Annotated in this window: 11 protein-coding genes; 10 read left to right on the top strand and 1 reads right to left on the bottom strand. The window is 59.2% G+C overall.

Going from position 1 to position 18,459, the window contains the following annotated elements; all coding sequences use genetic code 11:
• Positions 1 to 792: a phenylalanine 4-monooxygenase gene (phhA, locus tag KUF73_RS12425; protein ID WP_218438334.1), complete on the bottom strand. Its 792-nt coding sequence runs from the start codon at positions 790 to 792 to the stop codon at positions 1 to 3.
• Positions 793 to 1,160: 368 nt separating this feature from the next.
• Here phhA and KUF73_RS12420 point away from each other — a divergent pair, with 368 nt between their 5' ends.
• The 10 genes from KUF73_RS12420 (at position 1,161) to KUF73_RS12375 (ending at position 18,416) form a co-directional block, all read left to right on the top strand.
• Entirely contained in the window at positions 1,161 to 2,720 is a 1,560-nt protein-coding gene (locus KUF73_RS12420) for a sigma-54-dependent transcriptional regulator (protein WP_218438333.1), read from the top strand.
• Between the two features lie 264 nt (positions 2,721 to 2,984).
• A complete protein-coding gene (locus KUF73_RS12415) occupies positions 2,985 to 3,725 on the top strand; it encodes a flagellar basal body rod protein FlgF (protein ID WP_218438332.1) in 741 nt (246 codons plus the stop codon).
• Between the two features lie 45 nt (positions 3,726 to 3,770).
• Positions 3,771 to 4,556 (top strand): flagellar basal-body rod protein FlgG, encoded by a 786-nt coding sequence (flgG, locus tag KUF73_RS12410; protein WP_007920118.1) that lies wholly within the window; start codon positions 3,771 to 3,773, stop codon positions 4,554 to 4,556.
• A 52-nt stretch (positions 4,557 to 4,608) separates the two neighbouring features.
• Positions 4,609 to 5,304 (top strand): flagellar basal body L-ring protein FlgH, encoded by a 696-nt coding sequence (flgH, locus tag KUF73_RS12405; RefSeq protein WP_218438331.1) that lies wholly within the window; start codon positions 4,609 to 4,611, stop codon positions 5,302 to 5,304.
• A gap of 18 nt (positions 5,305 to 5,322) precedes the next feature.
• On the top strand, positions 5,323 to 6,432 hold the full coding sequence (locus KUF73_RS12400; RefSeq protein ID WP_218438549.1) for a flagellar basal body P-ring protein FlgI: 1,110 nt from the start codon (positions 5,323 to 5,325) through the stop codon (positions 6,430 to 6,432).
• Between the two features lie 11 nt (positions 6,433 to 6,443).
• Positions 6,444 to 7,736, top strand: coding sequence for a flagellar assembly peptidoglycan hydrolase FlgJ (gene flgJ / locus KUF73_RS12395; protein ID WP_218438330.1), 1,293 nt, complete (start codon positions 6,444 to 6,446; stop codon positions 7,734 to 7,736).
• Between the two features lie 23 nt (positions 7,737 to 7,759).
• Positions 7,760 to 9,805: a flagellar hook-associated protein FlgK gene (gene flgK / locus KUF73_RS12390; RefSeq protein WP_218438329.1), complete on the top strand. Its 2,046-nt coding sequence runs from the start codon at positions 7,760 to 7,762 to the stop codon at positions 9,803 to 9,805.
• 13 nt (positions 9,806 to 9,818) lie between these two features.
• Positions 9,819 to 11,390: a flagellar hook-associated protein 3 gene (locus KUF73_RS12385; RefSeq protein ID WP_218438328.1), complete on the top strand. Its 1,572-nt coding sequence runs from the start codon at positions 9,819 to 9,821 to the stop codon at positions 11,388 to 11,390.
• Between the two features lie 114 nt (positions 11,391 to 11,504).
• Positions 11,505 to 15,098: a glycosyltransferase gene (locus KUF73_RS12380; RefSeq protein WP_218438327.1), complete on the top strand. Its 3,594-nt coding sequence runs from the start codon at positions 11,505 to 11,507 to the stop codon at positions 15,096 to 15,098.
• Positions 15,099 to 15,491: 393 nt separating this feature from the next.
• A complete protein-coding gene (locus KUF73_RS12375; protein ID WP_218438326.1) occupies positions 15,492 to 18,416 on the top strand; it encodes a TIGR00180 family glycosyltransferase in 2,925 nt (974 codons plus the stop codon).
• Positions 18,417 to 18,459: the final 43 nt, after the last annotated feature.

Here is an 18,459-nt window from a genome sequence, read left to right as displayed (position 1 = left end):
TCACGCCGCTTTTGGCTTCGGCGGAAATTTCGGTGCGTGCAACCCCATCTGCATGCCTTGCTTGACCATGCCCATGATGTCTTCGTGGGCGAGATCGAACAGGCGCTTGAGGTCCGGCAGGACGAAGTACAGCGGCTGCAATATGTCGATGCGGTACGGCGTGCGCATGCATTCCAGTGGGTCGAAGGCCTGATGCTCAGGTTCGTCCGACAGGCTGTAAACGGTTTCTTTTGGTGAGGACAGAATGCCGCCACCGTAGATGCGTCGGCCTTGCGGGGTTTGCACCAGGCCGAACTCGATGGTCATCCAGTACAGACGCGCCAGGTAGACGCGTTCTTCCTTGGAAGCCTGTAGGCCAAGTTTGCCGTAGGTGTGGGTGAATTCGGCGAACCAGGGGTTGGTCAGCAGCGGACAGTGGCCGAAGATCTCGTGGAAAATGTCCGGCTCTTGCAAGTAATCCAGCTCTTCGCGGGTACGAATAAACGTTGCCACCGGAAACTGCTTGTTGGCGAGCAATTCGAAAAATGTCTGGAAGGGGATCAGCGCGGGCACCCGGGCGACCTGCCAGCCGGTGGTTTCACCGAGGACCCTATTGATCTCGCCCAGTTGTGGAATGCGGTCGTGGGGCAGACCGAGTTTTTCGATACCGTCCAGGTATTCCTGGCACGCACGCCCTTCGATCACTTTCAGTTGGCGAGTGATCAGCGTGTTCCACACCGCGTGCTCTTCGGCGGTGTAGTCGATAAAACCTTGCGCATCGGGCTCGCGAGCCACGTATTGCGTCTGCTTCATGCTGCTCTCCTGAGAGGGGGATTCGTTCTTGTTATGTCCAGCTATGGACTTAGAAATACCTCAAGGATTTCGGCATTGCAGCAGGAGGCAAGTGCCTCGCATAGGAAAAATCCTCGAAAATCGTAAAGTATTCGTTACGAATTGGCCGGTGTCGCGCAGCTATTGAGATTTGACGGTTTGAAAAGCGCTTTGACTGTCACATAATCTTGACGACTATCTGCGTGCCTGATCAGAAAAATCGGGCGTTAACCCTGTGGGAGCGCCTGCTGGCGAAAGCGGTGTGTCTTCGACATCAATAGGGCCTGATGCGACGCCATCGCCAGCAGGCTGGCTCCCACAGGTCAATCATCGTTTGTCAGGTCTTTTACATGCGTATCAAAGTTCACTGCCAGAACCGCATCGGCATCCTGCGCGACATTCTCAATTTGTTGGTGGAGTACGGCATCAACGTCGCTCGCGGTGAGGTGGGCGGTGAGCATGGCAACGCGATTTACCTGCACTGCCCGAATCTGATCAACATTCAGTTCCAGGCGCTGCGACCGAAATTCGAGTCGATTGCCGGGGTCTTCGGCGTCAAGCGTGTAGGGCTGATGCCCAGCGAGCGTCGGCACATGGAGCTCAATGCCTTGCTCGGCGCCCTGGAGTTTCCGGTGCTGTCGATCGACATGGGTGGTTCCATCGTTGCGGCCAACCGCGCGGCGGCGCAGTTGCTGGGCGTGCGCGTCGATGAAGTGCCGGGGATTCCGTTGTCGCGGTATGCCGAAGACTTCGATTTGCCGGAACTGGTGCGCGCCAATAAATCGCGGATCAATGGGCTGCGCGTCAAGGTCAAGGGCGACGTGTTCCTGGCCGACATTGCGCCGCTGCAATCGGAGCATGACGACAGCGAAGCCATGGCCGGCGCGGTGCTGACGCTGCACCGCGCGGACCGCGTAGGCGAGCGCATCTATAACGTGCGCAAACAGGAATTGCGCGGCTTCGACAGCATCTTTCAGAGTTCGAAAGTGATGGCGGCCGTGGTGCGTGAAGCCCGGCGCATGGCGCCGCTCGATGCGCCGTTATTGATAGAAGGCGAAACCGGGACCGGAAAAGAGTTGTTGGCGCGAGCCTGTCACCTGGCCAGTCCGCGTGGGCAGTCACCCTTAATGGCGCTCAATTGCGCCGGCCTGCCGGAGTCCATGGCCGAGACCGAACTGTTCGGCTACGGTCCCGGCGCTTTCGAAGGGGCGCGAGCCGAAGGCAAGCTCGGCCTGTTGGAGCTGACGGCGGGCGGTACGCTGTTTCTCGATGGCGTCGGGGAAATGAGCCCGCGCTTGCAGGTGAAATTGCTGCGCTTCCTGCAGGACGGCTGCTTCCGTCGTGTAGGCAGTGATGAAGAGGTTTACCTCGATGTGCGGGTGATCTGCGCGACGCAGGTCGACCTGTCCGAGTTGTGCGCGCGCGGCGAGTTTCGCCAGGACCTGTATCACCGCTTGAACGTGTTGTCGCTGCACATCCCGCCGCTGCGCGAATGCCTCGACGGTTTGACGCCGCTGGTGGAGCATTTCCTCGATCAGGCCAGTCGGCAGATCGGTTGTCCGCTGCCGAAACTCGCGCCGGCGGCCATGGAGCGGCTGAGTCATTACCACTGGCCTGGCAACGTACGGCAGTTGGAAAACGTGCTGTTCCAGGCGGTTTCCCTGTGTGAGGGCGGCACGGTCAAGGCCGAGCATATTCGTTTGCCGGACTACGGCGTGCGTCAGCCGCTTGGCGATTTTTCGTTGGAGGGTGGGCTGGACGAGATTGTCGGGCGATTCGAGAAAGCGGTGCTGGAGCGTTTGTATTCCGAGCATCCGAGCAGTCGGCAACTGGGCAAGCGGTTGGGGGTTTCGCATACGACCATTGCCAATAAGTTGCGTGAGTATGAGGTTGGCAAGGACCTAAGCTGAAGATCAAAAGATCGCAGCCTGCGGCAGCTCCTACAGAGTTCAATGCAGGCGCTGCCGCAGGCTGCGATCTTTTGATCTGTTGCCGCGAAACGGCATAACACCGCCGGTTTTTCGTCTTTGATACATTCCTCGAATTCCCTCTGAATCCTCCAAGTCCTTTATTTGCCGGGCCCCGCGCCGCAAAAAACAAGTTGGTCTGCAAATTGCTTATGGCTCATCAGTACAGCAGCGGGCGGCAAACGTCCGGCAGGCAGAGGAAAGATTGTGGACAAGTACCTTTATGTGGCAATGACCGGCGCCAGCCAGAATGCACTGGCGCAAAAGGCTCATGCCAACAACCTCGCGAACATCTCTACCAACGGCTTCCAGAAAGACCTGGAGCAGGCGCGTTCGATGCCGGTGTTTGGTGACAGCTTTCCGGCGCGCGCGTTTGCGATGTCCGAACGCCCGGCCACCGACTTCTCCCAGGGAGCCCTGATCGAAACCGGTCGCGACCTCGATGTTGCTGTGCAGGGTGGCGGCTGGCTGGCGGTGCAGAACCCTGATGGCGGTGAAAGTTACGTGCGCACCGGCAGTCTGAACGTGGACGCCCTGGGCGTGCTGCGGGCCGGCAACGGCATGCCGGTGATCGGCAATGGCGGCCCGATTGCCGTGCCACCCGAGCAGCAGATCGAAGTCGGCGAAGACGGCACCATCAGCATTCGTGCGATGGGTGAAGGTCCGCGCGTGATGGCTGAAGTCGATCGCATCAAGCTGGTCAATCCGGACATCAAGAACATGACCAAAGGCCTGGATGGATCGATCCAGACCAAGGACGGCAAGCCGGCGCAAGCCGATGCCGACGTCAAACTGGTGTCCGGGTTCCTCGAAGCGAGCAACGTCAATGCCGTGGAAGAAATGACCTCGGTGCTGGCCTTGTCCAAGCAGTTCGAGCTGCATATCAAGATGATGAACACCGCCAAAGACGATGACCAGGCCATGGCTCGGGTCTTGCAGATCAGCTAATTATCAGAACGTCGCGCCGTAAAACAGGCGCACGAGGAGAATCGAATGCTTCCGGCTCTATGGGTTGCCAAAACCGGTCTGTCCGCCCAGGACACCAACCTGACCACCATTTCCAACAACCTGGCCAACGTGTCGACCACGGGTTTCAAACGTGACCGCGCCGAATTCCAGGACTTGCTCTACCAGATCAAACGCCAGCCAGGCGCCCAGTCGACCCAGGACAGCGAACTGCCGTCGGGCCTGCAATTGGGTACGGGTGTGCGTATCGTCGGCACCCAGAAAAACTTCACCGCCGGCAGCCTGCAAACCACCGAGCAGCCACTGGACATGGCCATCGACGGTCGCGGTTTCTTCCAGATCCTGCAACCGGACGGCACCACGTCCTACACCCGTGACGGTACGTTCCACCTCGACTCCAATGGCCAGATCGTCAACGCCAGCGGCTTTGCGCTGGAACCGGCGATTGTCATTCCCAACGACGCCCAGACCTTCACGGTCGGTCGCGACGGCACCGTGTCCATCACCGTTGCCGGCAACGCGGCCAGCCAGGTGATCGGCAACCTGCAAACCGCCGACTTCATCAACCCGGCCGGCCTGCAAGCCGTGGGTAACAACCTGTTCCTGGAAACCGCCGCCAGTGGTGCGCCGCAAGTCGGCACGCCTGGCCTGGCAGGTTTCGGTACCACGCTGCAGAACACCCTGGAAACGTCCAACGTCAGCACCGTTGAAGAGATGGTCAACATGATCACCACTCAACGCGCTTACGAGATGAACTCCAAGGTGATCTCCACCGCCGACCAGATGCTCTCGTTCGTAACGCAGAATCTGTAATCAAGTCTATGAGGCGGCCATGAGGTCGCCTGCAACACCGTGAGGTAGGGTCATGAATCGTTTCGTTTCTGTTCTGGCATTGAGTGGGATCACCGTGCTCGCGGGCTGCGTTCCTTCGACACCCAAACCCAATGATCCCTACTACGCTCCGGTGTTGCCGCGCACGCCGTTGCCGGCTGCGGCGAACAATGGCTCGATCTATCAGGCCGGTTTCGAACAGAATCTCTACAGCGACCGCAAGGCGTTCCGGGTCGGTGACATCATCACCATCACCCTGAACGAGAAGACCCAGGCCAGCAAAAACGCCAACTCGCAAATTGCCAAGAACAGCAAGACCGGTATCGGCCTGACGTCGCTGTTTGGCTCGACACCCAACACCAACAACCCGTTCGGCAGTGGCGACCTGAGTCTCAGCGCCAGCTATGAAGGCGATCGTGCGACCAAAGGTGACAGCAAGGCCGGGCAGGGCAACAGCCTGACCGGTTCGATCACCGTGACCGTCGCCGATGTATTGCCTAACGGCATCATCGCGGTGCGTGGCGAGAAGTGGATGACCCTCAACACCGGTGATGAGCTGGTGCGGATTGCAGGGTTGGTTCGCGCCGATGACATTGCGACCGACAACACCGTTTCGTCGACCCGTGTCGCCGATGCGCGCATCACCTACTCGGGCACCGGTTCGTTTGCCGATGCGAGTCAGCCAGGCTGGTTCGACCGTTTCTTCCTCAGCCCGCTGTTCCCTTTCTAGGTGGCTTTCCAGGTGAGCATGTTGAATCTCAAAAGCCTTATGGTGGCCGCTGTTTTGTTGTCGACGGCCTTCAACGCCCAAGCCGAGCGACTGAAAGACATCGCCAGTATTTCCGGCGTGCGTTCCAACCAATTGATCGGTTACGGCCTGGTGGTTGGGCTTAATGGCACCGGCGACCAGACGACGCAAACGCCGTTCACCCTGCAGACCTTCAACAACATGCTCTCGCAGTTCGGCATCAAGGTGCCGCCGGGTTCGGGCAACGTGCAGTTGAAGAACGTCGCGGCGGTGTCGATCAGTGCCGACCTGCCCGCGTTCGCCAAGCCGGGGCAGCAGGTCGATATCACCGTTTCGTCCATCGGTAACTCCAAGAGCTTGCGTGGCGGTACGTTGCTGCTGACACCGCTCAAGGGTATCGACGGCAACGTCTATGCCGTCGCTCAGGGCAACCTGGTGGTCGGCGGTTTCGATGCCGAAGGTCGCGACGGTTCGAAGATCACCGTCAACGTTCCGTCGGCCGGTCGTATTCCGGGCGGTGCATCGGTTGAGCGCTCGGTGCCGAGCGGTTTCAACCAGGGCAACAGCCTCACGCTGAACCTTAACCGTTCCGACTTCACCACTGCCAAGCGCATCGTCGACAAGATCAACGACATGCTCGGCCCTGGCGTGGCCCAGGCCATTGATGGCGGCTCAATTCGCGTCAGTGCGCCTCTCGATCCGAGCCAGCGCGTCGACTACCTGTCGATCCTCGAAAACCTCGAAGTCGATCCGGGCCAGGCGGTGGCGAAAGTCATCATCAACTCGCGTACCGGCACCATCGTGATCGGGCAGAACGTCAAGGTTTCCCCGGCCGCCGTTACCCACGGCAGCCTCACCGTGACCATCACCGAAGATCCGATCGTCAGCCAGCCAGGCCCTCTTTCCAATGGTCAGACGGTGGTTGTGCCGCGTTCGAAGATCAACGCCCAGCAAGAAGCCAAGCCAATGTTCAAGTTCGGCCCAGGCACCACCCTCGACGAAATCGTGCGTGCGGTGAACCAGGTCGGCGCGGCACCGGGTGACTTGATGGCAATCCTTGAAGCACTGAAGCAGGCCGGCGCATTGCAAGCCGACCTGATCGTGATCTGAGGACGGCGCTCATGGATATGCGCAAAAGCGGTCTGGTCAGCAGCAACGATTCGGGCTCCTACTCCGACCTGAATCGACTGAATCAGCTCAAGGTTGGCGACAAGAACAGCGACGGCAACATGCGCAAGGTTGCGCAGGAATTCGAGTCGCTGTTCCTCGGTGAAATGCTCAAGTCCATGCGCTCGGCCACCGAAGCGCTGGGTCAGGACAACCCGCTCAATACGCCGGCAGCCAAGCAATACCAGGAAATGTACGACCAGCAGTTGGCCGTTTCCATGTCCCGCGAAGGTGGTGGTATCGGTTTGGCCGACGTGCTGATGCGACAGATGTCAAAAAACAAGCCGATGGCGCCGGGTGAGGCAGCGGCTGCGTCGGCGGCCAAGCAGGAAGCGGCGAAAGCGGCGGTGCAAACCCCGGTGGCTGCCGGGACGGTTGCGCTCAACGGGCCGCTGTCGCGGGTCAATGGCGAGCGTCCGTTGTGGGCTTCGCGTTCGGTCAAGGCACCGACAGGCGAGGGCACCCATCGCAATGACATGGCGCTGATCAATCAGCGGCGCCTGGCGTTGCCACCCAAACTGGCTGACCGTTTGCTGGCAGGTCTGGTGCCATCGGCCTCGACCACGGCGACGACCGCAACTACCGCGCAAAACAAAATCCAGATGCCGCCGAGCACCCGCAGCGGTTCCGGGCCGTTGTACAACGGCGACTGGCTCGCTGCGCAAACGGACACGACGTCCGGCGCCGGCATGCAGATTTATGGCCGTGCCATGGCGCAGATCCCGTTGGCGCCGGCGAAAAAGGCGTTCAGTTCCGCCGACGAGTTCGTCAACACCATGCTGCCGATGGCCAAGGAAGCCGCCGCGCGCATCGGTGTCGATCCGCGTTACCTGGTGGCCCAGGCCGCACTGGAAACCGGCTGGGGTAAATCGGTCATGCGCGCACAGGACGGAAGCAGCAGTCACAACCTGTTCGGCATCAAGGCCGGCGGCAGTTGGCAGGGCGATTCGGCGCGGGCGATCACCAGCGAATTCAAGAATGGCGAGATGGTCCGGGAGACGGCGCAGTTCCGTTCCTACGATTCCTACAAGGACAGCTTCCATGACCTTGTGACTTTGCTGCAAACCAACAATCGCTATCAAGATGTCGTGAAGTCGGCCGATAACCCAGAACAGTTTGTACGCGAGTTGCAAAAGGCCGGTTACGCAACCGACCCAGACTACGCAAGCAAGATTTCGCAGATAGCCAGGCAGATGACGAGTTACCAGAACTACGCTGCGGCGGGCGCCTCCACTACGCCTTTATAGGCACAAGCTATAAGGTCTGAACCATGAGTTTGCTCAATATCGGGATGTCGGGTCTGGCTGCTAACCATTCCTCGTTGGTGACAACCGGCAACAACATTGCCAACGTCGACACCGCTGGATACTCGCGCCAGCAAACCGTGCAGGGCACCAAAAGCTCTATTCAGTACGGCAATGTGTTCATCGGTACCGGCACGACGCTGGCCGATGTGCGTCGGGTGTACAACTCCTATCTCGATTCGCAATTGCGCACGGCGACTTCGCTCAACAGCGAGGCAACCGCCTATCAGGCTCAGGCCACACCGCTGGACGCCACGCTTTCTGACACCAATACCGGTTTGACCGGCGTGCTGCAGAAGTTTTTCACGTCGATGCAAGGTGTCGCCACATCAGCGACCGACGACACGTCTCGCCAGTCGGTGCTGACCGGTGCGCAGGCCCTGGCCAGTCGCTTCAACACCATTGCCAAGCAGTTGAACGACCAGAACACCGACCTCAACGGCAGCCTGTCGGACATGGCGTCGCAGGTGAACAAACTCGCCACTTCGATTGCCAGCCTCAACCAGAAAATTTCCGAACTCTCCACCGGCAGCAGCCAGCCGAACGACTTGCTCGACAGCCGCAACGAAGCGGTGCGTCAACTCTCCCAACTGGTCGGTGCGCAGGTTGTCGAGCGTGACAACAGCTACGACATCTACGTCGGTAGCGGCCAACCGTTGGTGATCGGCAACACCACCAACACCCTGGAAACCGTGCCAAGCAAGGATGATCCTTCGCGCATGGCGCTGCAGATGAATCGTGGCTCCAGCACCATCGACATCACGTCGGTGGTCAGCGGCGGCTCGATCGGTGGCCTGCTCTCTTACCGCAAGGAAGTACTCGACCCGTCGCTCAATGAGCTGGGGCGTGTGGCGCTGGTAGTCGCTGACCAGATCAACAGTCAGCAGGCGCAAGGCATCGACAAGAACGGTGACTTCGGTGCGGCGATTTTCAACAACATCAACAGCGCCGCGCTGATCAGTCAGCGCAGCATTGGCCAGTCCGGCAACAGCACCGGTTCCGGCAACCTGGATGTCACCATCAAAGACACCGGCAAGCTGACCACCAGTGACTACCAGGTGACGTTCACCAGCGCGACCAACTACACCGTCAAGCGCTCCGACGGCACCGACATGGGGGCTTTCAGCACCACGACTACGCCGCCTCCGGTAATCGACGGCTTCAGTCTGTCGCTCAACGGCGGTGCGCTGAGCGCCGGTGACTCGTTCAAGGTGACCCCGACGCGCGGCGCGGCGAGCAGCATCCAGGCTGTCCTTACCGACCCGAAAAAAGTCGCCGCCGCCGCACCATTGACCGGCGTGACCAGTGCCAATAACACCGGCACCTACACACAGCCAACGCTGAGCAGCACCCTGGATATTTACAATCCTGCGGCTCAGGCAGAAATGCAGACTGCGCTCAAGTATTCGACACCCGTCAAACTGGTGTTCGGTGCCGCGAGTGGTGGTAGCCAGAGCTACAACATGGTCGATGCCAAAGGCAATTCGATCGGGACGGGAACCATTGTTCCTGGCCAGAGCAACACCTTGAACCTGAAGGTAGGCATGGTCGACGGCACTGGCGCTCCGATCATGGACACCACCGTGACTCCGGCGGTGCAGAAGACGTTCACCGTGCAGACCACGGTCGGCGGCACACCGACAACCGGCGAAAGCTTCACGATCAACCTGACCGGCGCTGCATCCTCGGACAACCGCAATGCTCAATCGCTTGTGGCGCTGCAGACCAAGCAGACCGTTGACACCGGCAGTGCGAGCAAGGGCATCAGTTTGACCGATGCTTACAGCAAGCTGGTGACCAACGTCGGTACCAAGGCCGCTCAGGGCAAGTCAGACAGCGACGCCACCACGGCGATTCTGGCCAACGCCAAAGGCGCCCGTGATTCGGTCTCCGGGGTCGACCTGGATGAAGAAACCGGCAACCTGGTCAAGTACCAGCAGTACTACACCGCCTCTTCGCAGATCATCAAAGCTGCGCAGGAAATTTTCAGCACGCTGATCAACAGTCTTTAAGGAGTCGTAATTCATGCGCATTTCCACCGCCCAGTATTACGAAATCACCGCTGCCAACTACCAGCGCAACTACAGCAACGCAATCGCGACCAGCAACGAAGCCAGCAGCCTGACGCGCATCAACACCGCCGCCGATGATCCGATCGGTGCAGGGCGTTTGCTTAAACTGGGTCAGCAAAGTTCGGCGCTGGATCAGTACAGCACCAACATTGATAACACCAAGAGTGCGTTGAGCCTGCAGGAAACGACTCTGACTTCCATCGGGACGGCTCTGCAGCGCGCCAAGGAACTCGCCCTGGCTGCCAGCAATGGCACGGCTACTGATGCAGACCGCAAAGCCTTTGCGTCGGAGTTGGGCCAGATCCAGCAACAAGTACTGGGCCTGATGAACTCCAAGGACTCGAACGGCAACTATCTGTTCTCCGGTTCGAAAACCGATACAGCGCCGTACTCGCAAAACTCGGACGGCACCTTCAGCTACATTGGTGACCAGACCAGCATCAACCTTGGCATCGGCGACGCCAACTCGGTGGCTACCAACACCACCGGTTGGGATGCTTTCCAGCAGACCATCAATACCAGTCGCACCCAGACCGCCATGACCGCTCCTGCGGTGGATGATGGTCGCGTAGTGCTGTCTGACGGTACGGTGGGTGCCAGCTCCACCTACAACGCGAAGTTCTCCGGTGGCCAGCCATACACCGTCAGCTTTCTGAGCAGTACCCAGTTGAAGATTACCGATGCACTGGGTAACGACGTGACGGCCGAAGCCAGCCAGAACGGTGTCATCAGCAACGCCAACGGTGCCAACCAGACGGTGAGTTTCCGCGGCGTTGATCTGAAGCTGAACATCAACCTCAAATCCACTGATACCAACCCGGATGCGGTCATCGCCGGTCACAGCTTCCAGCTGTCGGCCACGCCGGACAGTTTCAATACCTCGCGCAGCGCCGGTAATACGTCGACCGCGGTCATCACTGGCTCCAGCGTGACCAACCAGACGGCGTACAACAACGCCTTCCCGGCGGGCGGCGCAATCCTCAAGTTCACAAGCGCCACCAACTTCGACCTGTACGCAGCTCCGATCACCGCCGACAGTAAACCGGTATCGTCGGGCACCGTGGCAGCTGGCAACGCCACCGCGGCGGGCGTGACCTTTGCCTTGGGCGGTGGAGCCCCGGCACCCGGTGACCAGTTCGTGATCCAGTCGAACAATCATCAAACCCAGAACGTGCTCGACACCCTGGGCCAGATGGTGACCGCACTGAATACGCCGATCGACGGCGATCCGGTGGCCAAGCAGAATTTTCTGGGGGCCATGGAGGCTGGCCTGGGTAACATCGACAGCGCTGCCAACCAGATTGGCTCGGCCATCGCCTCGATTGGTGCTCGCGGTCAGTCGCTGGATGAACAGAGCGCGACCAACGAGAGCCTGAGTCTGGCGAACACCAGTTCCCAGTCGTCAATTCGCGATTCGGATCCAGCGGAAGTCATGACTCGCCTGACCTTGCAGCAGACGATGTTGCAGGCTGCGCAACTGGCGTTCAGCAAAATTAGTCAGTTGGGTCTGTTCAACAAGATCTGACGGTGATCGGGCGCTGAGGCGCCCGATTGCCTTGCCCCTCAGTATTTATCGTCTTTTTTGCGGTTTCAGAGGGCTCGTTTTTCGGGGCGGGCTCTCGCCGCCTGTGAGCCCGCCGTGAATTCACTCCCGCTTGTCAGCCTGGTCATTCCCGCCTTCAATCCACGCTTTTTTGGTCGTGCTCTATTCACGGCTGTCAGTCAGAGCTATGGCAATCTGGAGATCATTGTTTGCGATGACAGTCGCGGCCATGAGATCGAAGACATCGTCGCTTCTGTGGTCGAGCAGGGCGCCAGCGTGCGTTATGTACGCAATGCACAAACCCTGGGGTTGGTGGGCAATCTGCAAGCTTGTCTGGAGCAGGCGCAAGGCGAGTTCATCAAGTTTCTTTGTGATGATGATCAATTGTTCTCCGCCTGCATCGAGCGCCAGGCACAGGTGCTTATTGATTGTGCAGACGTCAACCTGGTGGTGGCGCAGCGGCTGTTCTGGGATGCCGACGATCTGGTGCTGCCTTCGCGCCTTGAAAACACCCCGCTTTCCCCGGTAGGGGGAGTGTTCAAGGGCGACGACCTGCTGGCGATTTTCGAAAACTTTCCGGTCAATATCCTCGGTGGCTTCAGCAACGCCCTGTTCCGCCGGGCGGATCTGCTCGAACTGTTCCCGGCATTGACCCAGCCCGGTCATTGCTTTGTAGCGACGCTCGATTTTGCCTTGTACGTATGCCTGATGCGCCGTGGAAATCTGGCGGTGTCCAATCATGTGCTCGGCGTCGAACGCCTGTACCCGGAGCGCTTGAGCAGTCAGCAGGCGATGATCGATGCGGCGCAAACCGAGCGGGAATGGCTGTCGCAGATGCTCAAGGCGCGTAGTGGCGAGTCTGCGCCAGCTCAGGGCTGGGTTCGCTATCTGCCGCTGACCAGGGTCGCGGAATCGCCTCGGGTGTGGGAAGAGTTGCCGTTGAGCCGGACGCTGGGCACAAAGCAGACCACCCAGGGTTGGCATGTGGGTATTGCCAGTGTCAGCTTCAGCGATCTCTACGCCGAGTGGCTCAAATGCCGCGTTCTGACTGATGGTCAGAGGGACTTGCTGCCGGACACACTGACCGCTTGGCCAAAAGTGCCGAAAATTGTTCCGGTGATCATCGATGAGAACGGCAGTCGTTCGGCGCTGGAGGTCACTCTGCAGTCGCTCGCTGCGCAGGATTACGCGCCGGAGCTGACACTGGTTCTGTCGAGTTCCTGCACGCAAGCCGAGCTGGATGAACGGGTTTTCCGATTGCCGCTGCAAGACGATTGGCAGCAGCAGCTCAACGAGTTGCTACCGCAACTGGGAGGTGCCGACTGGTTCTATCTGTTGCGGGCTGGTGATCGTTTGGTGGTGCCGGCCTTATTGGTAATGGCGGAGCGAATTGCCCTCACGCACACGCTTACTTGCTTGTACAGCGACGAAGGTGGGCTGCGTCAGGGTGAATCCTCAGAACCTGTGTTCAAGCCCGATTTCAACCTGGATCTGATGCGCAGCTACCCCTATGTCGGGCGGGCACTGGCGTTTGAACGTGAACGTTTCCTGGCCCTGGGCGGTTTCAATTCGGCGTTCGCAGAACTGGCACCTCACGATGTGCTGTGGCGTATGGTCGAAAATGACGGTACTGAGGTGGTCGGTCATATTGCCGAAGTGCTGCTGGAGTCGGCACTGGATCTGGCCAAATGGTTGTCGCAGCCGCAAGTGCAAGACACCAACCCCCTTTTGCTCGAGGCGCATCTGCAACGCCTGGGTATCGCCCATGAGATTCGCCCTGGCAGCTCGACCCTGCTCAATCGTGTTGACTACCTGCATGGTGATCGCCCACTGGTGTCGATAGTCATTGTCAGTAAAGACCAGACCAGCGCCTTGCAGCGTTGCGTCGAGAGCCTGATGGAGAAGACTGCCTACGGCGAGTACGAGTTGCTGCTGGTGGACAATGGCAGTGAAGGTGCCGAGGCGCGCACCTGGTTCGATGGCATGGCGCAATTGGACAGCCAGCGGATTCGCGTTCTGAGCTACGGGCAGCAGGGTGCTGCGGCGGCCGTGCGCAACTTCGCTGTTAATCAGGCTGCTGGCGACTATGTCCTGATGCTCAATCCTTACGCGGTTATCACACAGGGTGACTGGCTTGGCGAGTTGCTCAATCACGCGCAGCGTCCGGAAGTCGGCGTGGTCGGGGCCAAGCTTTTTAACCCGGATGGTCGAGTGCTGCATGCCGGCCTGATACTGGGTTTGCAAGGGCCGGCAGGGGTGCCGTTTTATGGTGAGACACTGCAATCAGCGGGTTACATGTACCGGTTGCAGGTCGCTCACGATTTCAGTGCCGTTGGCGGTGATTGCCTGATGGTGCGCAAGGCGGTTTTTGATGCGGTCGGCGGTCTGGATGAGCAGGGTCTGGCGCATTCCCTCAACGAGATTGATCTGTGCCTGCGCATCCGCGAGGAAGGTTACCTGGTGGTTTGGACGCCATACGCTCAACTGGCTTTGGGGGCGCAACCGGTCTTGGCTACGCAAGAAGGTGATCAAGCCCGGAGCGATCAGGAACAGGAGGTTTTCTATAAGCGCTGGCTGCCGGTCGTTGCCCGTGATCCAGCCTACAATCCCAACCTGGCGCTGCACGGGCTGGGGGGGGCAAGCTTCAGTCTTGAGCCGGGTCTGCGATCCGGTTGGAGCCCGTTTTCCAAGGCTCAGTTGCCGAAGGTTCTCGCGTTGCCGGTCAATGCGTCCGCTATTGGTCATTATCGAGTGACTCAACCGCTGATTGAGCTGGAGGCGGCAGGCAGGGCGCACGGGCGCATTCACTACAACCTGCCGACCATCATTGAAGTCGAGCGCCATTCACCTGACGTGATCATCTTGCAGGGACGGTATTCCGAAGGGGCGATCAACGAAATTCCTGGCCTGCAAAAATACTCCAACGCGCGACGCATCTATGAACTGGATGACTACGTGATCAAGGTGCCTCATCGCAATGCCCATATCCGCAACATGCCGGGCAAAGACGAGATGGAGAAACTGGTCCGTCGTGCAATCGGCATGTGCGATCGCGTGGTGGTTTCCACCGCGCCGCTGGGCAACGCGTTGTCGGACATGCATCACGATATTCGAGTCGTGCCGAATATGTTGGCGGCGCACCTGTGGCCCAACCTTCGCAGTCAGCGCCGCACTTCGAAAAAACCTCGGGTCGGTTGGGGAGGCGGCACCAGTCACCATGGCGATCTGGCGGTGATCGCCGACGTGGTTCGCGAGCTGGCCAATGAAGTCGACTGGGTGTTCTTCGGCATGTGCCCGGATGATTTGCGTCCCTACATGCATGAGTTCCATGGGGTGATCGGGCTGGATGCGTACCCGGCCAAACTGGCCAGTCTGAATCTGGATCTGGCGCTGGCTCCACTGGAGTTCCATATCTTCAACGACTGCAAGAGCAACCTGCGCTTGCTGGAATACGGCGCTTGCGGCTACCCGGTGATCTGCACCGACACGGAGGCTTATAGCGGCTACTTGCCGTGCACTCGCGTCAAAACCAATTCCACGGATGAGTGGCTGCAAGCCATTCGTATGCATCTGGCTGATCCAGACGCCAGCTATCGCATGGGCGATGAGTTGCGAGAGGCGGTATTGCGCGACTACATGCTGCGCGGGGATAACCTGCGGTACTGGGAGCAAGGCTGGTTGGCGGACTGACAATAAACCGCCTTTAGCCGCCAGGCTGCTATCGGTCCGGACCTGGCTCGGACGAAGCGTTCGTCATCGCAACCGTTCAACGAGGTATGTTCGTGCTATCCGTGACCGTCTGGCGGCCTTAAGCAGCCAGGCGGCAGCTACGACAGACTTTACCGTTTCGGGCAATCCGAGGTGGCGCGCTTCCTGCAGGTCTCCCCAATATCGCCATAAATCGTGCATTTTCGGCGCGGCCAGAAGGCTGCCCGCCTGGCTTGAAGCGTTGTACTTCAGGTCCGAGCCAATTCTCTGGCACATCAATGGTCACTGGGTGGGACAAGTTTCACCACGCCGCCGTTGTGGCAAAAACATCATTGTTAAGTTCATCGGGCGATTCGCCGATTCTGGGGACACGTTATGCAAGGCAAGTACGGTTCTGAACACGCTTTACCACTGAACGAGCAGTTGACGGTGGTGTTGATCACCCATAACAGGCCCGCATTCTTGCGCAGGGCGTTGCAGTTCTACAGTCCCTTGCCTTGCCGGATCATTGTGTTGGACTCCTCGACCCAGGCAAGCGAGGGGGTTGCCGACGCTTTTCCGAACGTCGATTATCTGCACCTGCCACAGTTTGGCTACTGGGATGCCCAGGCCAAGGTCGTCTACGGCATCGATCAGGTCACTACACCGTATATCGTGTTTGCCGCGGACGATGATTTCCTCGTGCATGAGTCACTGAAAGAGTCGGTGGCGTTTCTGGAGGCGAACCAGGACTACGGCATGTGCCATGGCTACTGCCTGATGTACCTGGCGCTGGCGGGTAGCGTGACCTACTACCGCCGCGACAAGAAAGTCTGCGAAGACTATTCGTCCGAGCGGGCCCAGGACCGTGTGCTGGACTTCATGGGCCAGTTCATTCCGCCCTTCTATGCCGTTCACCGTACCTCGCTGTTTCGCGACTGGTATGCGGCCATGCCCCATGACGCGAAGTTCGAGTGGCAGGAAATCGGCCACTCGTACTACATGCTGGCCCGGGCCAAGGCACGGATTCTGCCGATGCCGTACGTGGTGCGTGAGATCAACTACATGCAGTCGGAGCACAAGACCGATGTGTATCACTCGCTCACCTTCACCGATGCCAAGTCAGTGGCTGAGCGTGAGGCTTTTGCCGAGTTCCTGGCGGCGCTGCCCACCGAGATTGCTGAGCTGGAGCCGGAGCAGGGCAAACAATTCGCGCTTCAGTGTTTCGAAGCGATGGCCGACAGCCTGAGAACGGGGAAGGCGCTGACGGCCGAAATCATTTTCGAGTCCCACTGGAACAGAGCCTTGAAAGTGCCAGAGCGACGTTTCGCGCCCAAGCAGTACGTCGAAATGCCCTTTTATAACCAGACCTTTTTCGATCAGTTGACCCACATTGAGTTTCTGCTCCATGCGATGCCAGCGGGACGTGTTCAGCTACAGCAGCTTGAAGGGGTGTGGACCCATCAGTACGACTTGATGCGTGCACGCAACAACGATACGCCTGAGAGTGTCGTCGACCGTCTGTGGAGTGCCCACGATTTCAATATGTTCAACCGGCACGTGATCAAGTGCCTGGTGGGCCAGTTGCAAGGTCTTGGTGAGGAAGAAGAGGCGCAAAAGATGGTCGCCTGGGCCGAGCGCCTGGATACGCTCCCGCCTCAGCTCATCCGCCAGACATTCGATTCCACGCTATCCGGGCGTTTACTCAAGTGGCTGGAGGCGCGAGAGCCGGACGCCGGGCAGCGAGAGGCCATCGCCCGGCATCTGGCGGTCCAGCACGGCGGCCCGCAGTTCGGCATCCTGATCCTCGACCTGGAGAACGATGTCGGCAAATTGCAGGTGACCCTCGACAGTCTTCTGGAGGGGCATTGCAAGGCGTTCAAGATCGTGGTCTTCACCACCGGCGAACCGTTGGCGGCGACGACGGCGCAAAACACTCTGCACTTTGTCCGGGTCACCCAGGGGAATTACGTCGACAAACTGAATCAGAGTACTCGTCAGTCGTCTTGCGATTGGCTGCTGCTGGCCGAAGCGGGTGACGAGTTCACCGCCGGTGGCTTGCTGCGTGCGAGCCTGGAACTGTTGGAGGCGCCGCAATGTCGTGCGGTGGCGACAGATGAAATCCAGCGTCAGGCCAATGGTTCGCTGGTGGATGTGTTCCGACCGGGCTTCAATCTTGACCTGCTGCAAAGTTTCCCGGCGATGATGTCACGCCATTGGCTGATACGCCGTGAGGTGCTGGTAGAAGCTGGCGGTTATTCTGCGGACTTCAGCAAGGCCCTGGAATTCGACTTGTTGCTGCGCATCATCGAGCAGGGCGGCCTCAACGGGCTGGCGCACCTGGACGAACCGCTGCTGATTACCCAGGCGCCGACGCTGGAAGAAAACGCCGATGAGCGCCTGACGTTGCTGCGCCACCTGGGCAATCGTGGCTACAAGGCCAAGATTACTTCGACGGTGCCAGGCACTTATCAGATCGATTACCGCCATAGCGAGCGTCCGCTGGTTTCGATCATCGTGCCGGCCGGGGACGATCTGTCCGCCTTGCAACAGTGCTTGCAAGGTGTCCTGTTGCGTTCCCGCTACACCCAGTACGAAGTCGTGATTGCGGTTAACCAGAATCAGTCGGCCGAGGTCAACGACTGGCTGGGTATTTATCAGCATCCGAAAGTCAGCATTCTGCGAACCGATCAGCAGATGAGTGTTCCGGCGTTGTTCAACGCTGCCAGTCAGCAGGCGCGAGGCGAATACCTGGTGTTGTTGGCCGCCGACAGTGAAGTGGTCAACCCAAACTGGCTTGAGTCGCTGCTCAATCACGCACAGCGCCCGGAAGTCGGCGTGGTCGGTCCCAAGTTGATCGACCGTGATGGCAAGGTCACCCAGGCCGGCCTGATTCTTGGCATGAATGGTGTCGTGGGCTCAGCCTTTGTCGGCGAGAAACACGACACCAATGGCTACATGCACCGGTTGGCTTTGGAGCAGAACTATTCGGCTGTATCGAAGGCGTGTCTGATGGTGCGTAAAGCGTTGTTCGACGCCTTGGGCGGCCTGGACGGCGTGTCCTTCGCCGACGGGATGAGCGACGTCGATCTATGCCTCAAGGCCGGCCAGGCGGGTTACCTGACTGTATGGACGCCGCTGGTTCAGGTCATTCATCCAGGTGAAATGTCGCAAGCGCCGCAAGCGCTTGCTGCGCTTCGTGAGAAGTGGGCCGCTGCGTTCGAGAGTGACCAGGCGTACAACAAGAACCTTGTATCGACCGGCAAGGCTTTTACGCTCGGTGAGGTGTCCGGTGTGGATTGGGCGCAGTTACTGGTTTAGGTCTGGGTGATCGCTAAAAGGAGTCACGGCATGTTCAATCTTG

It is taken from the genome of Pseudomonas sp. PD9R (genome assembly GCF_019200975.1).
GTDB lineage: Bacteria > Pseudomonadota > Gammaproteobacteria > Pseudomonadales > Pseudomonadaceae > Aquipseudomonas.
Note: the sequence above shows the minus strand (reverse complement) of the source record. Positions and strands in the feature narration are given on the sequence as shown.